Origin of the sequence: Burkholderia ambifaria AMMD (assembly GCF_000203915.1) — a bacterium.
In the GTDB taxonomy this organism is placed as follows: domain Bacteria; phylum Pseudomonadota; class Gammaproteobacteria; order Burkholderiales; family Burkholderiaceae; genus Burkholderia; species Burkholderia ambifaria.
The window spans coordinates 1,598,199-1,623,280 of sequence record NC_008391.1; the positions used below are offsets into that span (position 1 = coordinate 1,598,199).

General features: G+C 67.8%; 18 protein-coding genes. 10 read left to right on the top strand and 8 right to left on the bottom strand.

The features are described from left to right. The first annotated feature begins 134 nt into the window (after positions 1-134). Positions 135-2,633, top strand: coding sequence for a DUF3772 domain-containing protein (locus BAMB_RS23160; RefSeq protein WP_011659591.1), 2,499 nt, complete (start codon positions 135-137; stop codon positions 2,631-2,633). A gap of 97 nt (positions 2,634-2,730) precedes the next feature. Here BAMB_RS23160 and amaB read toward each other — a convergent pair whose 3' ends face one another. Beyond that, positions 2,731-4,242 carry an L-piperidine-6-carboxylate dehydrogenase gene (amaB, locus tag BAMB_RS23165; RefSeq protein WP_011659592.1) on the bottom strand — a complete coding sequence of 504 codons (1,512 nt, stop codon included), beginning with the start codon at positions 4,240-4,242 and terminating at the stop codon, positions 2,731-2,733. Between the two features lie 634 nt (positions 4,243-4,876). Here amaB and BAMB_RS23170 point away from each other — a divergent pair. The 3 genes from BAMB_RS23170 to BAMB_RS23180 all read left to right on the top strand — a co-directional run bounded on the left by BAMB_RS23170 (position 4,877) and on the right by BAMB_RS23180 (position 8,681). Further along, complete coding sequence (locus BAMB_RS23170; protein ID WP_011659593.1) at positions 4,877-6,457, top strand: amino acid permease; 1,581 nt, start codon at positions 4,877-4,879, stop codon at positions 6,455-6,457. Between the two features lie 162 nt (positions 6,458-6,619). Then, complete coding sequence (locus BAMB_RS23175; RefSeq protein ID WP_011659594.1) at positions 6,620-7,888, top strand: NAD(P)/FAD-dependent oxidoreductase; 1,269 nt, start codon at positions 6,620-6,622, stop codon at positions 7,886-7,888. 118 nt (positions 7,889-8,006) lie between these two features. After that, positions 8,007-8,681 carry a TetR/AcrR family transcriptional regulator gene (locus BAMB_RS23180; RefSeq protein WP_011659595.1) on the top strand — a complete coding sequence of 225 codons (675 nt, stop codon included), beginning with the start codon at positions 8,007-8,009 and terminating at the stop codon, positions 8,679-8,681. A 128-nt stretch (positions 8,682-8,809) separates the two neighbouring features. Here BAMB_RS23180 and BAMB_RS23185 read toward each other — a convergent pair whose 3' ends face one another. Together BAMB_RS23185 and BAMB_RS23190 are read right to left on the bottom strand one after the other, a co-directional pair. Next, the gene (locus BAMB_RS23185; RefSeq protein WP_011659596.1) at positions 8,810-10,591 is read right to left on the bottom strand and encodes a phospholipase D-like domain-containing protein; all 1,782 of its coding nucleotides are present in this window, start codon (positions 10,589-10,591) and stop codon (positions 8,810-8,812) included. A 111-nt stretch (positions 10,592-10,702) separates the two neighbouring features. Next, the gene (locus BAMB_RS23190; RefSeq protein ID WP_012366855.1) at positions 10,703-11,461 is read right to left on the bottom strand and encodes a DeoR/GlpR family DNA-binding transcription regulator; all 759 of its coding nucleotides are present in this window, start codon (positions 11,459-11,461) and stop codon (positions 10,703-10,705) included. Positions 11,462-11,666: 205 nt separating this feature from the next. On the opposite strand from BAMB_RS23190, the gene BAMB_RS23195 reads away from it, so the two are divergent. From BAMB_RS23195 to nadE, 3 genes are all read left to right on the top strand, one after another. Further along, positions 11,667-11,852 (top strand): hypothetical protein, encoded by a 186-nt coding sequence (locus tag BAMB_RS23195; RefSeq protein ID WP_006752380.1) that lies wholly within the window; start codon positions 11,667-11,669, stop codon positions 11,850-11,852. 362 nt (positions 11,853-12,214) lie between these two features. Continuing rightward, positions 12,215-13,084, top strand: coding sequence for a DMT family transporter (locus BAMB_RS23200; RefSeq protein WP_011659598.1), 870 nt, complete (start codon positions 12,215-12,217; stop codon positions 13,082-13,084). Positions 13,085-13,301: 217 nt separating this feature from the next. Continuing rightward, positions 13,302-14,150 (top strand): ammonia-dependent NAD(+) synthetase, encoded by an 849-nt coding sequence (gene nadE / locus BAMB_RS23205; protein ID WP_041491533.1) that lies wholly within the window; start codon positions 13,302-13,304, stop codon positions 14,148-14,150. A gap of 72 nt (positions 14,151-14,222) precedes the next feature. On the opposite strand, the gene BAMB_RS23210 is transcribed toward nadE, so the two are convergent. The 3 genes from BAMB_RS23210 to BAMB_RS23220 all read right to left on the bottom strand — a co-directional run bounded on the left by BAMB_RS23210 (position 14,223) and on the right by BAMB_RS23220 (position 18,468). Next, a complete protein-coding gene (locus BAMB_RS23210; RefSeq protein ID WP_011659600.1) occupies positions 14,223-15,899 on the bottom strand; it encodes a S10 family peptidase in 1,677 nt (558 codons plus the stop codon). Positions 15,900-15,972: 73 nt separating this feature from the next. Then, positions 15,973-17,562: a S53 family peptidase gene (locus BAMB_RS23215; protein WP_011659601.1), complete on the bottom strand. Its 1,590-nt coding sequence runs from the start codon at positions 17,560-17,562 to the stop codon at positions 15,973-15,975. A gap of 282 nt (positions 17,563-17,844) precedes the next feature. Further along, on the bottom strand, positions 17,845-18,468 hold the full coding sequence (locus tag BAMB_RS23220) for a LysE family translocator (protein ID WP_011659602.1): 624 nt from the start codon (positions 18,466-18,468) through the stop codon (positions 17,845-17,847). Between the two features lie 134 nt (positions 18,469-18,602). Between BAMB_RS23220 and BAMB_RS23225 the strand changes: the two genes are divergently transcribed. After that, positions 18,603-19,067, top strand: a complete 465-nt coding sequence (locus BAMB_RS23225) for an Lrp/AsnC family transcriptional regulator (RefSeq protein WP_006752374.1) — start codon at positions 18,603-18,605, stop codon at positions 19,065-19,067. A gap of 125 nt (positions 19,068-19,192) precedes the next feature. On the opposite strand, the gene BAMB_RS23230 is transcribed toward BAMB_RS23225, so the two are convergent. Then, a complete protein-coding gene (locus BAMB_RS23230) occupies positions 19,193-20,104 on the bottom strand; it encodes a LysR family transcriptional regulator (RefSeq protein WP_011659603.1) in 912 nt (303 codons plus the stop codon). Between the two features lie 136 nt (positions 20,105-20,240). Here BAMB_RS23230 and speB point away from each other — a divergent pair, with 136 nt between their 5' ends. Beyond that, positions 20,241-21,197, top strand: coding sequence for an agmatinase (gene speB / locus BAMB_RS23235; protein ID WP_041491534.1), 957 nt, complete (start codon positions 20,241-20,243; stop codon positions 21,195-21,197). A 53-nt stretch (positions 21,198-21,250) separates the two neighbouring features. Further along, on the top strand, positions 21,251-22,576 hold the full coding sequence (locus BAMB_RS23240; protein WP_011659605.1) for an MFS transporter: 1,326 nt from the start codon (positions 21,251-21,253) through the stop codon (positions 22,574-22,576). Positions 22,577-22,687: 111 nt separating this feature from the next. Here BAMB_RS23240 and metE read toward each other — a convergent pair whose 3' ends face one another. Next, positions 22,688-24,982, bottom strand: a complete 2,295-nt coding sequence (gene metE / locus BAMB_RS23245; RefSeq protein WP_011659606.1) for a 5-methyltetrahydropteroyltriglutamate--homocysteine S-methyltransferase — start codon at positions 24,980-24,982, stop codon at positions 22,688-22,690. Between the last annotated feature and the right edge of the window lie 100 nt (positions 24,983-25,082).

Here is a 25,082-nt window from a genome sequence, read left to right on the forward strand (position 1 = left end):
GCCCCGCCGGCGGAATTCGCGCATATCTGTTCGAATTTCGTTCGAGCCGCACCCCGGTAACATGCTACGGGGCCAAACTCCCGGCTTCCGGCGCCTTTCGGCGCTCGACATTGTCGGCAAAACGTAAGCATTCCATGTCCATACAACGACTCTCCACCTACGCACGCCGGATCGCGCTGTTCGCGTTGCTGCAGTTCGCTGCGCTCGCGACCGCGTCGGCGTTTCCGGGCGCCGCATCCGCGCCGAGCGCGAGCGGCGTCGGCGTCCCCGTGCCGACCATCTCGCTGAGCGACGCGGTTGCGCAGCTCAAGCAGATGCAGGTGCAACAGGACCGCATCAAGCAGCAGACGTCGAACGCGACCAACAGCAAGGAGCTCGACGGGCTCGGCGAAGCAACGCAGGAACTGAGCGCCGATGTCGAGAAGCTGCAGAGCGAGCTCGCGCCGCAGCGCACGCAGATCCAGGCCCAGCTCGACGTGCTCGGCCCGCCGCCGGCGCCGGGCGCGTCGCCCGAAACGCCCGCGGTCGCGCAGCAGCGGGCGACGCTGAACGCGCGCAAGACGCAGATCGAAGCGGCGCTGAAGCAGGCGGCCGACCAGAAGGCCAACCTGGCGAACCTGAACGACCAGTTCGCGAAACTGCACCGCAGCCTGCTGCGCAATCAGCTCGCGTTCCGTTCGGGCAGCATCTTCGGCGCGCAATTCTGGCTGCCGCTGTTCCATCTGTCGCCGGACGATGTCCAGCGCCTCGACGACTTCAACGACGAACTGCGCGACATGCTGCGCTCGTCGTGGACACCCGGCCAGCGCGCCATCACCACGCTGCTGCTGATCGCCGCGCTCGCGGTGTGGCTCGGCGGCCGCCGCCTCGTCGAGCGCGGGCTCGCGTGGTTCTGCCTGAACCGTCTGCCGCCCACCCGGCTGCGCCGCAGCGCACTGGCGCTGGCGACCGCATTCTCGACGCTGCTGGCGACCGCGGTCGCCGTGCAGGTGCTCTATCTCGCGCTCGCGCGCCACTACGAGCTCACGCCGTCGATGAGCGATCTGTGGGACCAGTTCGCGAAGCTCGCCGTGACCTGCGCGCTGATCGCCGGCCTCGGCCGCGCGCTGCTCTGCACCAAGCATCCGTCGTGGCGGCTGCCGGCGCTCGCCGATCCCGTCGCGCTCGCGATGCGGCCGTTCCCCGGCGTGCTGGCCGCGCTGCTGTTGATGTCCGGCACGCTCGAATCGATCAACCGGATCGTCGATACCAGCCTGTCCGTCACGCTGCTCGGCCGCGGCATCGTATCGCTCGTCGTCGCGCTGACCGTCGGCGCGTCGATCCTGCGCGCGAACCGCGTACGCACCGCGCTCGCGGCATCCGGCGAGGCGCCCGAGGAGCGGTCGACGCTCGCGGGGCTGATCCATGCGGGCGTCACGCTGGCGATCGTCGTGTCGCTCGTTGCGCTGCTGATCGGCTACATCACGGTCGCGCGCTTCATCACGTACGAGCTCGTATGGTTCGAGATCGTGCTGTGCAGCGTCTACATCCTGACGCAGCTCACGCGCGACGCGAGCGAAAGCCTGTTCTCCGCGAACCTGTCGAGCGGCAAGCAGATCAAGCACCTGTTCGCGCTCGACGACCGGCATCTCGAGCAGGCGCACACCGTCGTGTCCGGGCTCGGCACGAGCCTGCTGATGCTGGTCGCGGCCATCGCGCTGGTGACGGGCGGCTTCGGCACGACGCCGAGCGACCTGCTCGACAGCGCGATCGCGATGATCGGCGGCCAGCGGCTGCAGAGCCTGAACATCATGCCCGACCGGATCCTGAACGCCGTCATCGGGTTCGCGATCGGCTTCTACCTGCTGCGCTCGGTGCGCCGCTGGCTCGACAACGAATTCATGCCGGCGCTCGGCATGGACGCGGGCATGCGCGTGTCGCTGGTCACGCTGTTCACCAACGTCGGCTACGTGTTGCTCGTGCTGATGACGCTGGGGCTGCTCGGTGTCCGGTGGAGCAACCTCGCGTGGATCGTCAGCGCGCTGTCGGTCGGTATCGGTTTCGGCCTGCAGGAGATCGTGAAGAACTTCGTGTCGGGGCTGATCCTGCTGACCGAGCGGCCGGTGAAGGTCGGCGACATGGTCAGCATCGCGGGCGTCGAAGGCGACATCCGCCGCATCAACGTGCGCGCGACCGAGATCCAGCTCAGCGATCGTTCAACCGTGATCGTGCCGAACTCGCAACTGATCTCGCAGAACGTGCGCAACGTGACGATGGGCAACAGCACGCAAGGCGTCGCGACGCTGACGCTGACGTTCCCGCTGAACACCGATCCCGTGCAGGTGCGCGACCTGCTGCTCGATGCGTATCGCGAACACCCGGCGATTCTCGACAAGCCGGCGCCGTCGGTCACGTTCAGCCAGCTGGCGCCGGACGGGATCACGCTGAGCGTGACGGGCTACGTGGCGAGCCCGCGGATCGCGGCCTCGACCAAAAGCGACCTGCTGTTCGAGATCCTGAAGCAGTTGCGCGCGGCGCAGATCACGCTGTCGACGCCGCAGATGCTGGTCGTGCAGAACATGCCGACGCTCGAGAATTCCCCGCAGCACGAGCCGGAAGCGAACCCGCGGCTGCACGCTGGTCGATCCTCGTAGCACACGCATCACCGGAAACGACAAGGGCCGGTTACCGCTTCCGCGGCAACCGGCCCTGTTCATTTGACCGCCAAGGCGCCCTGCCGGGCGCCGCCCATCACACGTCGAACTTCACGCCCTGCGCGAGCGGCAGCTGACGGCTGTAGTTGATCGTGTTCGTCGCACGGCGCATATACGCCTTCCACGCATCCGAACCCGACTCGCGGCCACCGCCCGTTTCCTTCTCGCCGCCGAACGCGCCGCCGATCTCCGCGCCGCTCGTGCCGATGTTCACGTTGACGATCCCGCAATCGCTGCCCGCTGCCGACATGAACTGCTCGGCCTCGCGCATGTCGTTCGTGAAGATCGCCGACGACAGGCCTTGCGGCACCGCGTTGTGCAGTTCGATCGCATCGTCGAAGTTGTCGTAGATCATCACGTACAGGATCGGGGCGAACGTTTCGCGCTCGACCACCGCCGATTGCTTCGGCATCCGCACGATCGCCGGACGCACGTAGTACGCATCCGCGTGACCGATGTCGACGCGCTCGCCGCCCTTCACTTCGCCGCCCTGCTCGCGTGCATCGGCCAGCGCCTTCTGCATCGCGTCGAACGACGCGCGGTCGACCAGCGGGCCGACGAGCGTGCCTTCCTCGAGCGGGTTGCCGACCTTCACCGACGCATAGGCCTTCTCGATGCGCGGCAGCAGTTGCTCGACCAGGCTGCGATGCACGATCAGGCGGCGCAGCGTCGTGCAGCGCTGGCCGGCCGTGCCGACCGCCGCGAACGTGACCGCGCGCACCACGAGGTCGAGGTCGGCGCTCGGCGCGACGATCATCCCGTTGTTGCCGCCGAGCTCGAGGATGCCGCGCGCGAGACGCTGGCTCAGCACCTTCGCGACTTCCTGGCCCATCCGCACGCTGCCCGTCGCGCTGACCACCGGCACCTTCTTCGACGACGTCAGCACCTCGCCGACATCGCGCATGCCGAGCACCAGCTGGCTCAGGCCCTGCGGCGCGACGCCCGGGTGGGTCTTCTCGAATTCGCGGATCGCCTTCTCGAGCAGCACGTGGCACGCAATCGCGGTGAGCGGCGTCTTCTCCGACGGCTTCCACACGACCGAATCGCCGCACACGAACGCGAGCGCCGCATTCCACGCCCACACCGCGACCGGGAAGTTGAACGCCGAGATCACGCCGCACACGCCGATCGGGTGCCACGTTTCCATCATCCGGTGGCCCGGGCGCTCCGACGCGATCGTCAGGCCGTAGAGCTGGCGCGACAGGCCGACCGCGAAATCGCAGATGTCGATCATTTCCTGCACTTCGCCAAGGCCTTCCGACGTGATCTTGCCGGCTTCGAGCGTGACGAGGCGGCCCAGCTCGGCCTTGTGCTCGCGCAGCACGTTGCCGAACACGCGCACGAACTCGCCGCGCACCGGCGCGGGCACCGTGCGCCACTTGAGGAATGCGTCGTGCGCGGCGTCGATCTTGCGCTCGGCGTCGGCGGGCGAATCGACCGCCAGCGTCGTGAGCGTCGCGCCGTCGAGCGGCGAACGCGCGGTCAGCGCGGTGCCTTTCCACCGGGCGAGATCGATGTCGAGCGCAGCAAGAATGTCGTTGAATTGCATCACTTCCTCTTCAGGGACAGATTGATCGGTGCGGCGGCGACGCCGCCCGCGTGATTCGATTGGAGCGCGTTCGCGCGCCTTGTGCAAGCGGATGCGCGCCCCGGCCGGCCCGACGCGCCGCGCGGCGCATCGCCCGCGCGCCGTCGCCGCAACCCCGGCCGACCGGCACGCCGTCGCCTCGCGACGCACGATCCATGAGGCACATTGTCGGTGGCCACAAGTCGGCCCGCTATTGATATTAACTCACGACTTCATTCCGAAAGCGCAACACCCTGGCGGGACGAATCCCCCGCTTTCCGTAACGGCATGAGACTTGTCCAAAGCCCGTGACGGGGCCGGCCGCCGCGTTGCCGGCCACCCCGACTTGATGACTATCCGGCATTACCCTGTGCGGAAATATCGTTTGCCGCGCGTGCTCGGGCCCCACACAATCGGGTCGCGTCGAAGTGCTCCGCACCCGGCGCGACGACGGCCGCCCGACATGCGGCCGGACGACAGACGAACGCGACGCGCATCGCGCCCCGCGGTTCGCCCGAACCGGGCCGCGCGGAACCGCCGCTGTCCGGCCGGCGGCCGGCGACGGGTGGCGCTTCGTGGCCAAAAACAATTCCGGAGACAGCGCCCAGCACCGCCCATGCATTCAGATGCCCGCCCCGATTCCCCTGCCCCGTCCGGCTCGCGTCCCGCGAAACCGTCCCTCCACCGCAGCCTGCAGGCGCGCCATCTGCGGATGATCGCGATCGGCGGCTCGATCGGCACCGGCCTGTTCGTCGCGTCCGGCGCATCGATTTCCCAGGCCGGCCCCGGCGGCGCGATCGTCGCGTACATGCTGATCGGCCTGATGGTCTACTTCCTGATGACGAGCCTCGGCGAAATGGCCGCGTTCATGCCGGTGTCGGGCTCGTTCGCGACCTACGGCTCGAAGTTCGTCGACGAAGGCTTCGGCTTCGCGATCGGCTGGAACTACTGGTATAGCTGGGCCGTCACGCTCGCGGTCGAACTCGTCGCCGCGCAGCTCGTGATGCACTACTGGTTTCCGCACGTGCCGGGCGTCTGGTGGAGCGCGCTGTTTCTCACGCTGATCTTCGCGCTCAATGCGCTGTCGGTGCGCGGCTTCGGCGAAGCCGAATACTGGTTCGCGCTGATCAAGGTGCTGACCGTCGTCGCGTTCCTCGGCGTCGGCGTGATGATGATCTTCGGCATTCTGCAGGGCGGCCCGAGCGCGGGCTGGGCCAACTTCACGATCGGCGACGCGCCGTTCGCCGGTGGCCTGCCGGCATTGATGGGCGTCGCGATGATCGCGGGCTTCTCGTTCCAGGGCACCGAAATGATCGGCGTCGCGGCCGGCGAATCGGAGAATCCGCGCACGACGATCCCGCGCGCGGTGAGCCAGATCTTCTGGCGCATCCTGCTGTTCTACGTGCTCGCGATCATCGTGATCGGCGTGCTGATTCCGTACACCGACCCGAGCCTGTTGAAGAGCGACGTGACCGACATCGGCGTGAGCCCGTTCACGCTGGTGTTCCGCCACGCAGGCCTTGCGGTCGCGGCCGGCGTGATGAACGCGGTGATCCTGACGGCCGTGCTGTCGGCCGGCAACTCGGGCATGTACGCGTCGACGCGAATGCTCTACAACCTCGCGGTCGAAGGCCGCGCGCCGAGGCTGTTCGCGAAGCTGTCGCCGGGCGGCGTGCCGCGCAATGCGCTGTACGCGACCACTGCAGTCGGCGCGCTCTGCTTCCTCACGTCGCTGTATGGTGACAAGACGGTGTACCTGTGGTTGCTGAACACATCGGGCATGGCCGGCTTCATCACGTGGCTCGGCATCGCGATCAGCCACTACCGCTTCCGCAAGGGTCTGCTGAAGCAGGGCTACCGCCTCGACCAGCTGCCGTATCGCGCGAAGTGGTTCCCGTTCGGCCCGATCTTCGCGTTCGTGCTGTGCGCGGTCGTCGCGCTGGGGCAGGACTACCAGGCGTTCATGGGCAGCAAGATCGACTGGGCGAGCGTGGCCGCGACCTATATCGGCGTGCCGTTCTTCCTCGCGATCTGGCTCGGCTATGCGCTGGTGCGCAAATGCCGCCTGGTGCGCTACGAGGACATGGAGATCGCGCCGTGGATCGAGCGCAACGCGACGCCCGACACCCCGGAGAAGGTCGACGCCGGCTATCCGGCCTTTGTCGCCAGCCCGGCCAACCCGACGCCGGGCGCCTGACGTCCGGTAAGCCCGGCGAGCCCGGTCATTCCGGTAACGCAGCGGCCGCCGCCCGCGCGCGACGGCCGCTGCGCTGAAAACCCCATTCGACGCGGCGCGCGCGTTCAGGCAAGATCGACGCGCGCCGCCTGTTTTTCCGCCGTTACGAGTCACCGAAACCGCATGCAGAATTTCTACGAAGCCACCGTTACCCGCCAGCCCTACCCGCAACTGACCGGCCCGATCGATACGCAGGTCTGCATCGTCGGCGGCGGCCTCGCCGGCCTGTGCACCGCGCTCGGTCTCGTCGAGCGCGGCGTGCAGGATGTCGTCGTGCTCGACGGCGAACGGGTCGGCTTCGGCGCGTCGGGCCGCAACGGCGGCTTCGTGTTCGGCGGCTACAGCCTCGACAACGCGGACCTGCTGCGCGCGCTCGGCCGCGACGAAGGCCGTCGCCTGTACCGGCTCACCGTCGATGCGGTCGAGCTGATCCGCGCGCGGATCGCCCGCTACGGCATCGACTGCGACATCGTCGACGAGGGCGTGATGCTCGCGAACTGGTTCGACGATCCGTCGCGGCTCGACAGCGTGCGCACGCTGATGAAGCAGGAATTCAACGTCGACTGGGAACCCGTCGCGACGGACGCGCTGCGCGCGCGGCTGAAGACGCAGCGCTATCACGGCGGCCTGTTCGAGCCGAACGCGTTCCACTTCCATCCGCTCAAGTACGTGCTCGGCGTCGCGGCGGCCGCGTCGCGCGGCGGCGCGCGCGTGTACGAACGCTCGGCTGCGCTCGGCATCGCGCGCGAAGGCGCCGGCTACGTCGTGCGCACGGCGCAGGGCACGGTGCGTGCGAAGGACGTCGTGTTCGCCGGCGGCGGTTATGCGCGCGGCGTGTCGCCGCGCATCGAGCGCGCGGTGCTGCCGATCGCGACCTACGTGATCGCGACCGAGCCGCTCGGCACGCGGCTGCCGGACGCGATCGATGCGCCGTACGCGATCTACGACACGCGTTTCGCGTTCGACTACTACCGTCCGCTGAAGGACACGCGGATTCTGTGGGGCGGCCGCATCTCGGTGCTCGACCGCGGCCCCGACGCGATCGCGCGGCTGCTGCGGCGCGACCTGCTGCGCGTGTATCCGCAACTCGACGGCGTGAAGGTCGAATACGCGTGGGGCGGGCTGATGAGCTACGCGCGGCACAAGATGCCGCAGATCGGGCGCGACGCGGACGGCGTGTGGCACGCGATCGCGTTCGGCGGCCACGGGATGGCGCCGACCACCGTCGCCGGAGAAGCGCTCGCCGCCGCGCTGGCCGGCGAGCGGCCGGTGCCGGAAGGCTTCGCCGCGTTCGGCCTCACGCGCACGTTCGGGCTCGCGGGCCTCGCCGCCGCGCAGCTCACGTACACCGCGTATCAGGCCCGCGACGCACTCGCGTCGTGCCGGCGCTGAACCGCCGCGGCGGCGGCCGAAACCGCGCCGTCGATTAGAGCGGCGAGTCGGCAGGATGGCGATTTCCTGCATGCTAGAATGATTTTTTCATGCCGCCGCGAACGCACAACAAAGTCACATGAAAGCTGCAAGCAAGGCCGTCACGTCCGAAAGCCGCGCGCTTGCGACCGATGCGCGGCGCAAATACGATCCCGAGCAAACCAAGCGCAACATCCTGGACGTCGCCACGCAGGAGTTCTCCGCGATGGGCCTCGCCGGTGCGCGCGTCGACGCGATCGCCGAGCGTACGAACACGACGAAGCGCATGCTCTACTACTACTTCGAAAGCAAGGAAGGCCTGTACGAGGCCGTGCTGGAGAAGGTGTACGGCGACATCCGCGCGCTCGAGCAGGAACTGCACGTCGGCGACATGGAGCCGCGCGAAGGCATGCGCCGGCTCGTCGAATTCACGTTCGACTATCACGACAAGCATCGCGATTTCGTGCGCCTCGTGTCGATCGAGAACATCCACGGCGCGAAGTATCTCGAACAGCTGAAGTCGTTCAAGAACCGCAACGTCAGCATCATCAAGACGCTCGAGGAACTGCTCGAGCGCGGCGCCGCGAGCGGCGCGTTCCGCAAGGACATCGACGCGTTCGACCTGCACCTGCTGATCAGCTCGTTCTGCTTCCACCGCGTGTCGAACCGCTACACGTTCGGCGCCGCGTTCGGCCGCGATCCGTCGGCGCCGCGGTTGCGCGCGCGGCATCGCGAGACTATCGCCGACTCGGTGCTGCGCTACGTCGCCGCGTAGTCGCGCCGCGCGCATCTGCGCGATTCCACCCGAAAGCCGAACGACATCACGACGCGTGCAACCGGCATGAGCCGGAAGCACGTCGCGCTTCCGGCCGAGCGCATGCGTCATGCCCCACGCATCGCGCGTCAGTCCGTCGGCGCAGTCGACGCCAGCGCGATCCGCGCCTTCTCTTCCGGGCTCCCCGCCACGTAATACTTCTTCGCCCAGCTCGAATCCGGCGCGAGCGCGAGTTGCCGATGCGAACCGGCGCCGTGCCGTTTCGTCTCGATCGCCAGCGCCCGCGCGCGATAGTGCTCGTAGAGCCGCAGGAATTCCGCGAGATAGATCGCGGCGATCCGCGTGTCGCGAATCTCGAGCAGGTTCTCGTCGTTGTACTGCTCGGAATTGCGGCTCATGTTCGCCGAGCCCGTATAGACGATCGGGTTCGCGCCTTCCGCATCGATCACGATGAATTTGTGGTGGATCACGACCGGCGGATAGGCGGGCGCCGGTTCGCCCGGAAAGAGGCGCAGCTCCGGCTCGAAACCCTGCGGCACCGTTGCCGGTGAGAAATATGCGGCATCGATCACGTCGCGACGATCGCGCTGGCGATGGTAAAGCTCGAGGTTCGCGAGCGTCGCCGCATCGAGCGACTGGCCGTCGTGCTGCGCGGCATCGGCCTTCGTCGCGCTGCCGGCGCTGATGCGGTTCACCAGGCCGAACATCATCAGGCCGCGGTCGCCGGCCGCGAAGCATGCGTCGCGCAGCGCCGCGTCGGTCGGCATGAACAGGCAGAACGACACCGAATGCTTCGCGGCCGCGATCGCGGCGACGATCGTATCGATCTCGGTGCGCTCCCCCGCCGGCTCCGGCGAAAACGCGACGCGCACCTGCGCGCTGCCCACCGTCAACGGCGCCGACCAGCCCGACGACAGCCGCGCCGTCTCCGCGATCGACGGATTCGCGGCCAGCGCATGCGCGCGCTCGTTGTACAGCGCGGCGAGCGCCGGCGAATCGAATGCGTGCAGCACGTTGGCCTGTTCCGTCAGCCCTTCGGTCGTGAAGTTCGCGGAGCCGGTCAGCACGCGCGCGGGCATCGCATTCCCCGGCGCGTCGGTCACGATGAACTTGTCGTGCATGATGCGCGTGCGGTCGCGCGGCGCCAGCGTCGCGAGGCCCTGCAGCGCGTCGACGGCCGGCTGGTTCGGCGACGGCAGCGCCGGCTTGCCCTTGCGCGCGGTCGTGTGCGCGTCGTAGACGATCGCGAGCGACGCTTCGCCGTGCCGGCGTCCGAACGCCTCGAATGCCGGCAGCGCCCACCGCGGGTCCGTCAGGTGATAGACGGCCGACACCGCGCGCGACGCGGGGTCGAGCATCTCCGCGAACACCTGCTCCATGTCGTTCGCGAGCCACGTGCGCAACTTCAGCGCCTGCGCGTCACTCGGCGCGGCGCCCGGCGCGAGACCCAGCGCCGCGACCTGCTTCGCGAACGCCTGCGAGCTCACCACCGCGCGGTTGAACCAGGTGCCGATCCCGTCGACGCTATGCGCGGGCAGCACGACATCGCACACGCCGGCCTCCGCATCGAGCACCTGCAGGTTCGCCGGCGTGCCGACGACGGGAAAGACGTCATAGCGGAACGACGCATCGCGATCCGGCGGATCGATGCGCGCATCCCACCACATGAATTTCTGGATCGGCGCCTGGTCGGTCGGCGCGTCGCCCTGCGTGTCGGCGGCCGGGCCGTCGAACGTCAGCCGGTTCGGCAGCCAGCTGTTCGGCGCCCGCATCTTGCCGTCGGCCGACCAGAAGCCCGGCGTACGCCGGATTGCGAAGCCGAGGAAATCGGCGCGCGACGCCGCCTCCGGCCAGTCGAAGGCCAGCAGGACCAGGGTGGGGGAAAGATAGCTGCGTACGCTGACGGTCATTCGTGCTCCTGGCGTTTCGGCCGAAAGAGAGGAATGGGTCAGTGTTGACGGCGGTTCTTCCCGGGCGATGACCGTTCGATGAACCTTGTATGTCGGGCCCGCGTCAGTCGGTCAGTCGCACACGAGCAGCTCGATGCCGCGTGCGGCCAGCGCGCGGCGCACGGCCTTGTCGGGCATGCGCTCGGTGACGAGGTAGCGCGCGGCCGCCGTGCCGTTGATCCGCACCGGCGTCACGCGGCCGAACTTCGAATGATCGGCGACGATGATCGCCGTGCCGGCCGCCGCGATCATCCGGCTGCGCACTTCGGCGGCGAGCCGCGAGTAGTCGGTGCAGTCGCCGTCGGCCGTGATGCCGCCCGCACCGACGAACGCGAAATCGACGTGGTATTGCGCGAGCTGCTGGATCGTATCGAGCCCGAACGTCGCGTCCTCGTCGTCGGACAGTTCGCCGCCGAGCAGCGTCACGCGATTGCCGTTGCGGCGCGCGAGCACGAACGCGGTGCGCCAGTCGTTCGTATAGATCGACAGCCGGTGCCGGTCGGCCAGCGCGAGCGCCACCGCATGCGGCGTGCTGCCCGAGTCGATCAGCACCGAGGCATCGTCGGGCACGAATTCGGCCGCGCGTCGGCCGATCGTGCGCTTCGCTTCGGCGTTCGCCGCTTCACGCTCGGACAAGCTCGGCTCGCGGCGGTCCGCCGCCAGCGCGCCGCCGTGCGTCATCACGAGCAGGCCGCGCGCCGCGAGTGCGTTCAGGTCGCGCCGCACGGTCTCGCGCGACACGTCGAGCGAGCGCACGAGTTCGGCAACCGACAGCGCGCCCGAGCGGCCGAGCTCCGACAGAATGTATTGATGACGTTGTTCCGCCAGCATCGCAATGCGCCCGAGGCGACTCGTAATGGGTAAGCCAGCCATTGTATTACGGCCGTTTGACTGTCATTTGACGGCGCCGCGTCCGGCAGCGGCCGCGTTTCACGCCAGCGAAATTCTGTATTGCCGGATGCGCGCGAATCGGCGCGGCAAGCGGTTGCTACACTTTGCGCTTCGCCTAACGACAGACCATCAAGGGGCTTGCGCAATGTATCGCAAAGGCAGTGTGCTCGAAATCCAGTTTTCGCCGGAACGACTCAACGACGGGGCCGGCGATCCGTACTGGATCGACCTGACGCTCGACGAAGCGCGCCGGCTGTACGAACAACTCGCCGCGCGCTTCGCGACCGACGCGCGCGCCAACCAGCCGCTCGACACGTTCTCGCTCGATTGACCTCCGTTTCTTTGCCCGCGCCACGGTTCGCTTTCATGCGGCGGCCCTTTCGCCCGGCCGGGTAATAACCGGACGGCTGGCTCGACGAATCTCCGTTCCTTTGCCCGCGCCACGGCGCGCTTTCATGCGGCGGCCCTTTCAGCCGGCCCGCCGCTGATCGAACGGCCGGCACGCTAGCGCGCGCTTGCGACGCATCGCGTCCGCGGCCGCAGCTTGCACCGCAGCAGCGGCGCGGCCCATGGCCGCTGCATGCATCCCGCACGCGCGACGCCCGAGTGCAGAATCCGACAAGACGGCGGCACCGCTTCATCCGATACTGACCGACTTCACGATTCGTCCGGCCGTATCGCGGCCCGCCACGCATGTTTACCTCGCTCGTCGCCGCGGCTTTCGTCGCGCTGTGGTCCACCGGCTTCATCGTCGCCCGGGCAATCAAGCCCTACGCCGATCCGAACCTGTTCCTGCTTGCGCGTTTCGCCGGCACGGCCGCGCTGTTCGGCGCGGTCGCCCTCGTCGCGCGCGCGCCGTGGCCGGCCCGCCGCGAATGGCCGCGCCACCTGATCGCCGGCGCGCTGCTGCAGGGCGTCTATCTCGGCGCCAGCTACTGGGCCGTCGCGCAAGGGCTGAATGCGGGCGTGATGGCGCTGCTCGGCGCGCTGCAGCCGCTCGCCACCGCCGTGCTCGCCGTGCCGCTGTTCAACGAGCGACTGCCCGCGCGCGGCTGGCTCGGGATGGCGCTCGGGCTTGCCGGCGTGGCGCTTGTGCTCGCGCCGAAGGTCGCGGGCGGCGTCGCGCCGCCGCCGGGCGCCGCGCCCGCGTGGTTCGTCGTGACCGTATCGATCCTGGCGGTCGGCTCGATCACCGCCGGCTCGCTGTACCAGAAGGGCAAGCTCGCGCAGAACGACCTGCGCACGGCCGTCGCCGTGCAGAACCTCGGCGCGGCGATCGTCGCGGCCGTCTTCGTCGTGCTGCTGCATGAAACGCGCTGGATCGGCGCGCCGGCGCTGTGGATCTCGCTCGTGTGGGGCGTCGTGTTCCTGTCCGGCGGCGCGGTCACGATGCTGATGTGGATGCTGCGGCGGGGCAACGCGGCGCGCGCAACGTCGCTGCTGTTCCTCGCGCCGCCGCTCGCCGCGCTGCAGGGCTACCTGCTGTTCGGCGAAACGCTCGCGACCGTCCAACTCGGCGGCTTCGCACTTGCGCTGGTCGGTGTCGTGCTCGCGCGGCGCTAACGCAGGCGGTCAGGCGACAGGAAACGCCGTCCCACCCCGCATCGAAACGAAGCATCCGCCGGCACGCCAGCGTGCACCGCCGCGCACGCTGCACCATGACGATGCACCGCGTCTCGCCGATGCAACGCGAAGCCGCCGGATCGCATGCCCGGCGCGGCGCCGCGCCGCGATTGCGCTTATGATGGGCGCCTCGCATTTCGTTCCGGAACCACCCCTCATGACATCCGCCGATTACGCCAGCCGCCAACGCGCGATCATTGCCGAACTGAACGTCGCCCCGCACTTCGACGTCGACGCCGAGATCGCCCGGCGCGTCGATTTCCTTGCGCAGTACCTTCGTTCCAGCGGCCTGCGGACCTACGTGCTCGGCATCAGCGGCGGCGTCGATTCGTCGACGGCCGGGCGGCTCGCGCAGCTGGCGGTCGAACAGTTGCGCGCCGGCGGCTACGATGCCCGCTTCATCGCGATGCGCTTGCCGAACGGCGTGCAGAACGACGAAGCCGATGCGCAGCGCGCGCTCGCGTTCGTGCGCGCGGACGAGACGTTCACGGTCGACGTGAAGCCCGCCGCCGACGCGATGCTCGCGTCGCTCGTCGCGTCCGGCCATGCGTTCGAAACCCCGGCGCAGCAGGACTTCGTGCACGGCAACATCAAGGCGCGCGAGCGCATGATCGCGCAGTACGCGGTCGCCGGCGCGCGGCGCGGCATCGTGATCGGCACCGACCATGCGGCCGAATCGCTGATGGGCTTCTTCACGAAATTCGGCGACGGCGGCGCGGACGTGCTTCCGCTTGCCGGCCTGAGCAAGCGCCGCGTGCGTGCGGTCGCCCGCGCGCTCGGCGGCGACGAACTGATCGTGATGAAGGTGCCCACCGCCGACCTCGAGGAACTGCGTCCGCTGCGCCCCGACGAGCACGCATACGGCGTCACCTACGACGAGATCGACGATTTCCTCGAAGGCAAGACCGTCGCCGACTCGGTGTACGAAACGGTGCTGCGCTTCTACGACGGTTCGCGCCACAAGCGCGCGCTGCCGTATACGCCGTTCGACTGGCCGACCGCGTAAGTCGACCACGTAAGTCAAACCGCGCCGCGCGAACCATAGCGGTCACGCGCGGCACGTGCACGACGGGCGACGCTACGCGTGCCCGCCCGTCTTCTTCGCCTGCAGCGCGCGAATCCGCAGTCGCGCGCCCGTGTCGCTCACCGTCGCGTCGTACATCGTCGCGAGATCGCGCTTGAGCGCGGTGCGCGACCCGCCATCGAGATACACCATGTGCCCCGACGGATAGAAGCGTGCAGACAAGTTCTGCCGCACCTTCTGATCCTCGAGCGGCATCTGCTGCAGATCGATCACGGTCTGGTAGAACGGCGTGACGAAATCGTACAAGCCGTTCGCCGACAGCACCTTCAGGTCGACGTTCAGCGCCATCACCGCGGCGAGGTCGCCCGCCGTGTAGAGGATCACGTTCCCCTTCGCGTCGATGCCCTGCTGCTCGCCGGTCGGGTCGATATGGCTGAAGTCCCAGTTCTGGAACGCCTGGTCGTTCAGGTCCGTGAACGCGGAGTTCGACGTGAACTTCAGCTGCTCGTTCAGGTAGCTGTTCCACATCGCCGTGTAGACGCCCGTCACGGCCGTCATCGTCGGATCGTTGCCGCCCGAGTTCGGATCGATCTTGCCCGCGATACCGGTCGAGATCGCCGTCACGCGGCCGTCGTACGAACCGAGCGCGAGCCCCTGCGCGTGCAGCAGCGTCGTCAGGAACAGCGAATTGCCGCGCGCGTTGTAACCGGCGATGTCGAGCCCCCACGTCTGCAGCGTCGCCGTGTCGATGCCCGTGTAGTCCGACAGCTTCCGCACGGCGGCCGGGTCGGCATGCGGGACGTTGCGCAACGCCTTCAGGTAATCGGTGCGCGCGAACTGCGCGACTTCCTCGATGAACGCGCCAAGATCGGCCGGCGCCGGCTTGATGCCGAGTTTCTTGTGATACCACGCGTCGGCCGCCGCGGTCGGCAGCGTGCCGACCGGGTTGCCGGCCTGCCGGTAGTCGAGGATCGACGACTGCAGGGTGACGCCGTTCAGGTCGACGCCGTCCTCGTGCAGCTTGTACGCGAGCACGCAGCTGCGCGCGGTGCCATACGACTCGCCGAACAGGTATTTCGGCGAATTCCAGCGATTGTTCTTCGTCAGGTAGCGCTTGATGAACTGCTTCAGCGAATCCGCATCCTGGTCGACGCCCCAGAAATTGCGGTTCTTGTTCGGCGCGACGGCCGCCGAATAGCCGGTGCCGACCGGATTGATGAACACCAGGTCGCTGTGGTCGATCATGCTGTCCGGGTTGTCTTCGATCTGGTACGGCGCCGGCGGCGTGAACCCCGGCATCGACGTCTTGATGCGCTTCGGCGCGAACGAGCCGAGCAGCACGAACACCGACGACGAACCGGGCCCGCCGTTGTAGAAGAACGTGACGGGCCGCGTTTCCTCCTTCGCGCCGTCGGCCGTGAAGGCGACGTAGAAGATCTTCGCGGCCGGCTGCGAACTGCTCGGATCGACCGTCACGAGATGGCCGACCGTCGCCGTGTACGCGATCCGCTTGCCGCCGATCAGGATCGTGTGATGCGTGATCGCGGCCGCTTCGGTCGTGTCGGTCACCGAGTCGTCGGGGCCGTTGCCGTACGCGACCGGATCGAAGAACGGCTGGTCGCGGCCGTGGCTCAGCGCGACGGGATTGATGGTCGGCGGCACGCTATGCGAATTGTGGTCGCCGTGATGCAGCGGATACACGCCGCCGGAAGATGCGGAATCGATGCCCATCGTGCTGCTCCTGGAGGTGAAAAAAGACGCGGGCAGGGAACCCGCGTCACATGGAAACGCCTGTGCCGGCGCGTCAGCGCGATGGCTTGCGCGCGAGGATCGCCGCGAGTTTCGCGCCGTCGGGGCTGCCGAGGCCCGTGCACGCGTCCCAGCCGGACGCGGCCGCATACGTGCCGTTCGAGCCTTTCGTGATGTCGCGCAGCGCGCCCGGATGCTTGTACAGCACGGGATTGATCCAACCGGCCGATGCGCCGGCCGCCGCGTTGATCCGGGCGATCAGCGCGGCCCACAGCGGCGCGACCGCGCTCGTGCCGCCCATCACCGCGGGCGTTCCGGCGATCGACACTTCGTAGCCCGTTTGCGGCGACGCATCGCCGGCGACGTCCGGCACGCCGCGCTTCGCGAGCGGCCTGCTGCTGCCGTCGGCGAGCGCGACGGTCAGCCCCTTCTGCCAGGCCGGCACGTCGAACATCGTGCTGACGCCGCCGCCGCCCGCGCCGCCACCGGCCGCGTCGTCGTTCCACGTGATCTCGCTGCGAATGCCCTGCCCCGGCAGCGCATCGAGCTGCGTGCCGCCGCAGCCGAGCACGTACGGGCTCGACGCCGGGAAGTCGACGTGATCGGCGCCGTCCTGCAGCCCGTCGCCCGAGCCGCTGTCGCCCGACGCCGCGCACACCGTGATCCCCTGCGCGGCCGCCGCCTGCAGCACGCGGTTGAACGCATGGGCCGACTGCGCCTGCCAGATCGCTTCCGGGCCGCCCCAGCTGATCGAGATCACGGACGGCCGGTTGGTCTTGTCGGTGACCGCCGCGTTGACGGCCTGAATGAAGCCCGCGTCGCTGTTCGGCGCGAAGTAGACGGCGATCTTCGCGGCGGGCGCGATCGCACCGGCGATCTCGATGTCGAGCGCGACTTCGCCGTCCGGGCCGTTCGCGTCGCCGTTGGGCGTGTTGCGGCCGGTGCCGACGTTCACGTCGACGACCGTCGGCGGCTTGTCGATCCCGAGCCCGCGGAAATATTGCTGAATATCGGTCGCGCGATAGCCGCCGCCGAGTTCGACGATCGCGATGCATTGCCCGGCGCCGTCGCCGGCCGGAAAGCCGTACAGCGACGCGAGCTGGGGCGGCGTGAACGTGACCGAGGTGGCGCCGCGCGCGGGCTTGAACGGCGGACGCAGCCGGAAGTGCGGCCGCGCCTGCGGCCGGCTGTCGAGGCCGAGCACGGCCGTGACGACGTCGCCGAGCTCGTCCGGCAGCGCGATCGGGCCCGAGCGGCCGCGGTACTGGCCGATCGAGCGATGCTCGAAACGCTCGAGCTTCACACTGAATGCCGCCTCGAACTGCTGGATCGTGCCGGACAGCACGACGACGCTTTCGACCGGATCGACGCGATCGACCGTCAGCTGGTGACGGTGCGCGAAGTCCTCGGTCTTGCGAATGTCGTCGGGATTGGCGGAGAAACGCTGCGCGAAGGCGTCGCGCGACAGCGGTTTTGCGTCGGTATCGCCAGCGGCGAGCTGATTGACCAATGCGTCGAGTTGCCCTTCTTCCTGCCGCCGCAACATCATCGTGACGTGGATGCGTTCTGCCGGATCGCACTGACCGAGGCACTTGGACTCGGCGACGATACGGGGTTCACGGTCGGCTTGAAGATGCCTTGCCATGTTCAGACCCTCCTTGGTACCGCGTTGCATGGGCGTTGCACTCGCGTTGCACACGCGTTGCACGGAACAGCCAGGAAATCGGACAGGGCCGGCGGCGGACGGTTCCGTCCGCTCGTCGGTTCGCGGCAGCGCGAAGTCAAAGGAAGTTTAGAACAGTCAGATGATTTCCGCGCGCCCCTGGGCGTGTCGGCACGTGCGCGAAGGCCGGCATTGCGCGCGGCGTTCGTTGCTGCACTGCACCGCGTGGCTGTCGACCCGCGCGGTGCAGTGCGATGTTGCAGATCAGTCCATCGACAAGCGCAGCGCGAAGCCGATCAGCGCCGCCGAGAAGGTCCAGCGCTGCACCGTCTGCGCGAGCGGATGCGCGCGCATCCACGCCGCGATGCGCGACGCGCCGAACACGCATGCGAGGTCGAAACACACGCCGGCCGCGACGAGCATCGCGCCGAGTTCGAACATCTGCAACACGACAGGCCCGGCCTCGGGCCGCACGAATTGTGGCAGCAGCACCGAGCAGAACAGCAGCGCCTTCGGGTTCAGCAGGTTTGTCAGCAACCCCTTGAAGAACGACTGACGCAGTTCGCCCGCGGCGGCGGCGTCGCCGTCGCCGAGTGCAAACACCGGCGAGCGGAACACCTGGATCGCGACGTACGCGAGATACAGCGCGCCGCCGTAGCGGATCGCTTCATACAGCCACGGCGCGCTGCGGATCAGCGCCGCGACGCCGCACGCGGACAGCGTTACATGCACGGTGCGCGACAGCGACAGGCCGGCCGCCGCCGCCATGCCCGGCCGCACGCCGCGACCGATGCTGGTCTGCAGCACGAGCGCCATGTCGGGGCCGGGCACCGCGTAGATGGCCGCCAGCGCGGCGAGATAAATCAACAGCAAATGCGTGGAAATCATGGTCTGCCCCCGTCCTTCAATGACGATATGTTGCCGCTGAAGGTGGAGGGATTATTGGCCTTCTGTGTCCGAGAATTGGCGATCCATAGCGGAATCCGCCACAATCCTGAAACTACAACACGGATTCCGCCAACATGACCGAACTCGACAAAACCGATCGCGCGATTCTCGCCGCAGTGCAGCGCGACGGCCGCCTGCCGATCGCGCGCCTCGCCGATTCCGTCGGCCTGTCCGAGACGCCGTGCGCACGGCGCCTCAAACGTCTCGAAAACGACGGCTACATCGAGCGCTACCGCGCGCAGCTGTCGCGCCAGGCGCTCGGCTACGGCGTCGTCGCGTTCGTGCTCGTGCGGTTCGCGACGCACGACCGCAAGGTCGCCGACCGGTTCGAACGGGAAGTGCTCGCCATCGAGCGGATCCTCGCGTGCCACAACGTCGCGGGCACGGCCGACTACCTGCTGCAGGTAGTTGCGCGCGATCTCGACGACTACGGCACGTTCATCCGTGATTCGCTGCGGATGCTGCCCGGCGTGACGTCGATCGAATCCGCGCTGTCGCTGCGGGAGGTGAAGCACGACGCGGGGTTGCCGGTGCCGTGATGCGGCGGCCCAGCGGCGGAAAGCGGCACGTTACCGCACGCGCCCCGTCACTTCGACGCCCATCGATGTGGGCGGTTGGCCGCCCGCTTCGTAACACTTGTTCACCTGTTTGACGCCATCGGCCCTCACACGGCGTCAGGCGCCTGGTGCGCGTGCTCGAGATCCTCGAGAAACGCCTCCACGAGCGGATTGCCGCGCCCGTCGCGTGCGACGACCATGTGGAACGTGACGTCGTAGCGCAGTTGTTCCGGATTGAGCGGCGCGAGCAGCCCCTGCGCGACGTACGGCGCCGCGAAGTGCTGCGGCAGGTAACCGAGGTGATGGCCCGACAGGATCAGCAGCGCGACGGCCTCCATGTTGTCGGCGGTCGCGGTCACGCGGTCGGGCGTCGTCGACATCTGCGCCTCCGGCAGCGGATACGAGCGCCACGCCCACTCGAATTCCGCGACATCGGCCGGCGTCAGCGCGCCGGCCGCGTCGAACAGCGGATGGCCGCGCCCGCAATACGCGATCTGCCGCTCGATGAACAGCGGCGTGTAATGCAGCGACGGCACGCGATGCCAGAAATAGCCGACGGCAATCTGGATCTCGTCGCTCAGCAGCTTCTCCTCGAGATCGCCCGGCGCGCGCACCGAGATCGAGAAGCGCACGGCCTGGTCGCGCGTGCGGAACGCGGCGATCGCCTCGGCGATCCGCGCGTTCTGGCTGATCGGCGTATGGCCGATCAGGCCGATGTTCAGCGTGCCGACCAGCTGGCGGTCCATGTGCCGCGCCGCCATCCCGAATTCGTCGAGCGCCGCGAGCAGCTTGCGGCTCATCGCATGGAACCGCTCGCCCTTCGGCGTGAGCCGGAAGCCGCTGCGGCCGCGCTCGCAGAGCCGGTAGCCGAGCCGCGTCTCGAGCGACGACAGCTGCGCACTGATCGTCGACTGGCCGACGTTCAGCATCGCCTGCGCGGCCGACACGCCGCCCGCGTCCGTGACCGCGAGAAACACGCGGATCAACCGCAGATCGAGGGTCGACAGATTCCCCAGCACGCTATTCCCCTTCCATACATCGATGAAGATCGATGTTTACGTCGATATCTTCGCATTCTTCTTTGCGGTCGGACGCGTAAGACTATGCGCCAGACCGCGTCGCATGATACGGCAACCCCACATCGGAAGAGACACCATGAACGACCACACCCATTTCCAGCCGCTCGGCGGCAATGAAATGCCGCGCTGCGGCGGCATCGCGACGATGATGCGCCTGCCGCACGTGGCGAGCGCCGCGGGCCTCGACGCCTGCTTCGTCGGCGTGCCGTTCGATCTCGGCACCTCCAACCGCACCGGCGCACGCTTCGGCCCGCGCCAGATCCGCACCGAATCCGTGCTGCTGCGCCCGTACAACATGGCCACGCGCGCCGCGCCGTTCGATTCGCTGCAGATCGCCGATATCGGCGACGTCGCGATCAACCCGTACAACCTGCACGATTCCATCGCGCGCATCGAGGCTGCATACGACGCGATCCTCGAGCACGACTGCAAGCCGATCACGCTCGGCGGCGACCATACGATCGCGCTGCCGATCCTGCGCGCGATCCACCGCAAGCATGGCAAGGTTGCATTGATCCACGTCGATGCGCACGCCGACGTGAACGATACGATGATGGGCGAAAAGATCGCGCACGGCACGCCGTTCCGCCGCGCGGTCGAGGAAGGCCTGCTGCACGGCGACAAGGTCACGCAGATCGGCCTGCGCGGCACCGGCTACGCGGCGGAGGATTTCGACTGGTGCCGCGAGCAGGGCTTCCGCGTGGTCCAGGCCGAGGAATGCTGGAACAAGTCGCTCGCGCAGCTGATGGGAGAAGTGCGCGCGCGCGTCGGCGACACGCCCGTCTACATCAGCTTCGACATCGACGGCATCGATCCGGCCTACGCGCCCGGCACCGGCACGCCGGAAATCGCCGGCCTCACGGTGCCGCAGGCGCTCGAGATCATCCGCGGCGCGAAGGGGCTGAACATCGTCGGCTGCGATCTCGTCGAAGTCGCGCCGCCGTACGACCCGTTCGGCACCACGGCGCTGCTCGGCGCGAACCTCGCCTACGAGCTGCTGTGCGTGCTGCCCGGCGTCGCATACCGCGACTGATCCGGCCGCACGACCTATTCCAAATCAGAAGATTCCAGAGGAGCACACAACAGATGGGGACTTCCGTCAAACAACCGAAGCGGGCGGCGCTCGCGTCGTTCGTCGGCACCACGATCGAGTGGTACGACTTCTACAGCTACGCGACCGCCGCCGCCATCGTGTTCGGGCCGCTGTTCTTTCCCGGTGAAAACCGCTTCGTCAGCCTGCTCGCGTCATTCGGCTCGTTCGCGGTCGGCTTCTTCGCGCGGCCGCTCGGCGGCGTGATGTTCGGCTATCTCGGCGACCGCTTCGGCCGCAAGCGTTCGCTGCTCGCGACGTTGATGCTGATGGCCGTGTCGACGGTCGCGATCGGCCTGCTGCCGACCCACGCGCAGGCCGGCGTGATCGCACCGATCCTGCTCGTGCTGATGCGCGTGCTGCAAGGCATCGCGGTCGGCGGCGAATGGGGCGGCGCGGTGCTGCTCGCCGGCGAGCATGCGCCCGAAGGCAAGCGCACGTTCTTCGCGTCGTTCGCGCAGCTCGGCAGCGCGAGCGGGCTGATCCTGTCGATGCTCGCGTTCGGCGCGATCAGCACGCTGTCCAAAGAAGACATGATGAGCTGGGGCTGGCGCGTGCCGTTCCTCGCGAGTTCCGTGCTGCTGGTGGTCGGCTTCGTGATCCGCGCGAGCGTGTCGGAATCGCCCGAGTTCGAGGAAGTCAGGAAGAGCGGCAACACCGCGCAGAACCCGGTGCGCGAAGCGCTCACGTACTGGCCGCTGCTGCTGCTCGCGATCGGCGCGAACGTGTACGGGATCGCCGGCGTGTATTTCAGCAACATCTTCATGATCAGCTATGCGACGCAGTTCCTGGCGCTCGACCGGTCGATGGTGCTGCATTGCATGACCATCGTCGCCGTGCTGCAGTTCGTCGTGCAACTCGCCGCCGCGTTCCTCGCGCAGCGCTTCGGCACGACGCGTGTGCTGCTGATCACCGGCGCCTGGGCCGCGATCGTGCCGTTCGTGATGCTGCCGCTCGTGCACATGGGCACGCCGCTGTCGATCACGGTCGGCGTCGGCCTCGCGACGCTCGCGGAATCGGGCTACTACTCGGTGGTCGCCGGTTTCGTCAGCGGCATCTTCATCGCGCGCATCCGCTACACGGCGATCTCGATCGCGTACCAGGTGTGCGGCGCGCTCGCCGGCGGCCTGACGCCGCTCGTCGCCACGCTGATCGCGCAGAACGTCGCGCCGCAATGGTGGCCGCTCGCGATCCAGTACACGAGTGCCGCCGTGCTGTCGTCGCTGTGCGTGTGGCTGATCTCGCGCCGTGTCAGCATCGACGATGCGGGCGCGCCCGGAAAGCAAGGCCAGGCGCTGCCGCGCGGCGCACGCGCCGTGTAACGCACACTGGCAAGCAGGCGTGACGAACGGCGGCCCGCTCTTGCGGGCCGCCTTTTTTTCGCCTGCTGCCCGATCATCGATCGTGACGGCGCGCGCGCAGCGCCCTGCGCGTCACTGCACCTGATTGCGTAGCGTCTTCGCGGCGGCGACCATGTTCGTCAGCGCCGGAATCACTTCCGCCCACTGACGCGTCTTCAGCCCACAGTCCGGGTTCACCCACAGGCGTTCCGCCGGAATCCGCTCGGCCGCCTTCTTCATCAGGCCGACGATGTGATCCTGCGTCGGGATGTTCGGCGAATGGATGTCGTACACGCCCGGGCCGATCTCGTTCGGATACCTGAAGCTGTCGAATGCGTCGAGCAGTTCCATGTCCGAGCGCGACGTCTCGATCGTGATCACGTCCGCGTCCATGTCGGCGATCGACGCGATGATGTCGTTGAACTCCGAATAGCACATGTGCGTGTGGATCTGCGTGTCGTCCTGCACGCCGTTCGCGGTGATGCGGAACGCCTCGACCGCCCACTTCAGGTACTCGCCCCATTGCGCGCGGCGCAGCGGCAGGCCTTCACGCAGCGCGGCCTCGTCGATCTGGATCACGCGCACGCCGGCCTTCTCGAGATCGAGCACTTCGTCGCGAATCGCGAGCGCGAGCTGGTAGCACGACACCGAGCGCGGCTGGTCGTCGCGCACGAACGACCAGTTCAGGATCGTCACCGGGCCGGTCAGCATGCCCTTCATCGGCTTGTTCGTCAGCGACTGCGCGTACGTGATCCATTCGACCGTCATCGCCTTCGGGCGGCTGATGTCGCCGAACAGGATCGGCGGCTTCACGCAGCGCGAACCGTACGACTGCACCCAGCCGAACTGGCTGAATGCATAGCCGTCGAGCTGCTCGCCGAAGTATTCGACCATGTCGTTGCGCTCGGCTTCGCCATGCACGAGCACGTCGAGTCCGAGCGATTCCTGTTCGCGCACGCTGCGCTCGATCTCGGCCTGCATCGCCGCGCGGTAGCCGGCTTCATCCAGCGCGCCGGCCTTGAACTGGCTGCGCGCGTGGCGGATGTCGGCGGTCTGCGGGAACGAGCCGATCGTCGTCGTCGGGAAGGCCGGCAGGTTCAGGCGTGCCGACTGCTTCGGCGCGCGCTGCGTATAGGGGCTCGCGCGGTTGCCGAGCTGCGCGTCGATGCGCGCGAGCGCGGCCTTCACCGCCGGGTTGTTCACGCGCGGCGAACGGCGGCGCGAGTCGATCGCGGCGGCGTTGGCGGCAAGCGCGTCGGCCACCTTGTCGCGGCCTTGATTCAACGCCGTCGCGAGCACCTTTAGTTCGTCGAGCTTCTGCAGCGCGAACGCGAGCCACGAACGGATCTCCGCGTCGAGCTTCTCTTCGCTCGCGAGATCGACCGGCACGTGCAGCAGCGAGCACGAGGGCGCGATCCACAGGCGATCGCCCAGTTGCTTCGCGAGCGGCTCGAGCCAGTCGAGCGTCGCGTTCAGGTCCGTCTTCCAGATGTTGCGGCCGTTGATCGCGCCCACCGACAGCACGCGGTCGGCCGGCAGTTCGCGCACGAGTGCGTCGACTTCGTCGCGGGCGTTGATCGCGTCGACATGCAGGCCGTCGACCGGCAGCGACGCCGCGAGCGTCAGGTTGTCCCCAAGCGTGCCGAAGTACGTGGCGAGCAGCAGCTTGATACGGCGCGTTTCCAGCGCCGCATACGCGGTGCGCAATGCCTGACGCCATTCGGCGTCGAGCTCGGTGACGAGGATCGGCTCGTCGATCTGCACCCATTCGACGCCCTGCGCGGTCAGCGTGTCGAGCAGCGCGCCGTACACCGGCAGCAGCTTTGGCAGCAACGCGAGGCGATCCGAATCGTCCTTCTCCTTGCCGAGCCACAGGTACGTGACGGGGCCGAGGATCACCGGCTTCCCGGCGACGCCCAGTGCCCGAGCTTCGGCCAGTTGCTGGAGCAGGCACGACGGATCGAGCGAGAAGTTCGTGTCCGCGTGAAATTCGGGGACGATGTAGTGATAGTTCGTGTCGAACCACTTCGTCATTTCGCCGGCGGAAACGCCGCCGCAGCACGCTCCATGCTCGTCCACCACTTGCGCCGAACGGCCGCGCGCGACGCGGAAATAGTTGTCGAGCACGTCGCCGTGGAAGCCCTGCACGCGCTTCGGCAGGTTGCCGAGCGTAAAGCTCATGTCGAGCACCTGGTCGTAGAACGAGAAATCGCCGATCGGCGCGAGATCGAGGTCGCGCTGGGCGTTCCAGTGACGCGCGCGCAGCTCGGCGCCGAGTGCCTTCAGCGCGTCGCGCGACGATTCGCCCTTCCAGTAGCGTTCGAGGCCGAACTTGAGTTCGCGCTGCGCGCCGATGCGCGGAAAACCGAGGTTGTGTGTCGTAACCATGAAGCTGCCGTCCAGAGAGAAATTGAAGATCCGGCAGCCATCATAGGGATTTCATCCCATGAAATAAAATGGCATTATTTCATTCATCCATTAAATTTGT

What these genes read in the sequence shown, in the direction of transcription:
- BAMB_RS23195 (WP_006752380.1), top strand. Translation starts at nt 11,667, where the DNA reads ATGTATCGCAAAGGCAGTGTGCTCGAAATCCAGTTTTCGCCGGAACGA.
- BAMB_RS23240 (WP_011659605.1), top strand. Translation starts at nt 21,251, where the DNA reads ATGGGGACTTCCGTCAAACAACCGAAGCGGGCGGCGCTCGCGTCGTTC.
- BAMB_RS23215 (WP_011659601.1), bottom strand. Translation starts at nt 17,562, where the DNA reads ATGGCAAGGCATCTTCAAGCCGACCGTGAACCCCGTATCGTCGCCGAG.
- speB (WP_041491534.1), top strand. Translation starts at nt 20,241, where the DNA reads ATGAACGACCACACCCATTTCCAGCCGCTCGGCGGCAATGAAATGCCG.
- nadE (WP_041491533.1), top strand. Translation starts at nt 13,302, where the DNA reads ATGACATCCGCCGATTACGCCAGCCGCCAACGCGCGATCATTGCCGAA.
- amaB (WP_011659592.1), bottom strand. Translation starts at nt 4,242, where the DNA reads ATGCAATTCAACGACATTCTTGCTGCGCTCGACATCGATCTCGCCCGG.
- BAMB_RS23180 (WP_011659595.1), top strand. Translation starts at nt 8,007, where the DNA reads ATGAAAGCTGCAAGCAAGGCCGTCACGTCCGAAAGCCGCGCGCTTGCG.
- metE (WP_011659606.1), bottom strand. Translation starts at nt 24,982, where the DNA reads ATGGTTACGACACACAACCTCGGTTTTCCGCGCATCGGCGCGCAGCGC.
- BAMB_RS23170 (WP_011659593.1), top strand. Translation starts at nt 4,877, where the DNA reads ATGCATTCAGATGCCCGCCCCGATTCCCCTGCCCCGTCCGGCTCGCGT.
- BAMB_RS23190 (WP_012366855.1), bottom strand. Translation starts at nt 11,461, where the DNA reads ATGCTGGCGGAACAACGTCATCAATACATTCTGTCGGAGCTCGGCCGC.
- BAMB_RS23160 (WP_011659591.1), top strand. Translation starts at nt 135, where the DNA reads ATGTCCATACAACGACTCTCCACCTACGCACGCCGGATCGCGCTGTTC.
- BAMB_RS23200 (WP_011659598.1), top strand. Translation starts at nt 12,215, where the DNA reads ATGTTTACCTCGCTCGTCGCCGCGGCTTTCGTCGCGCTGTGGTCCACC.
- BAMB_RS23225 (WP_006752374.1), top strand. Translation starts at nt 18,603, where the DNA reads ATGACCGAACTCGACAAAACCGATCGCGCGATTCTCGCCGCAGTGCAG.
- BAMB_RS23175 (WP_011659594.1), top strand. Translation starts at nt 6,620, where the DNA reads ATGCAGAATTTCTACGAAGCCACCGTTACCCGCCAGCCCTACCCGCAA.
- BAMB_RS23220 (WP_011659602.1), bottom strand. Translation starts at nt 18,468, where the DNA reads ATGATTTCCACGCATTTGCTGTTGATTTATCTCGCCGCGCTGGCGGCC.
- BAMB_RS23210 (WP_011659600.1), bottom strand. Translation starts at nt 15,899, where the DNA reads ATGGGCATCGATTCCGCATCTTCCGGCGGCGTGTATCCGCTGCATCAC.
- BAMB_RS23185 (WP_011659596.1), bottom strand. Translation starts at nt 10,591, where the DNA reads ATGACCGTCAGCGTACGCAGCTATCTTTCCCCCACCCTGGTCCTGCTG.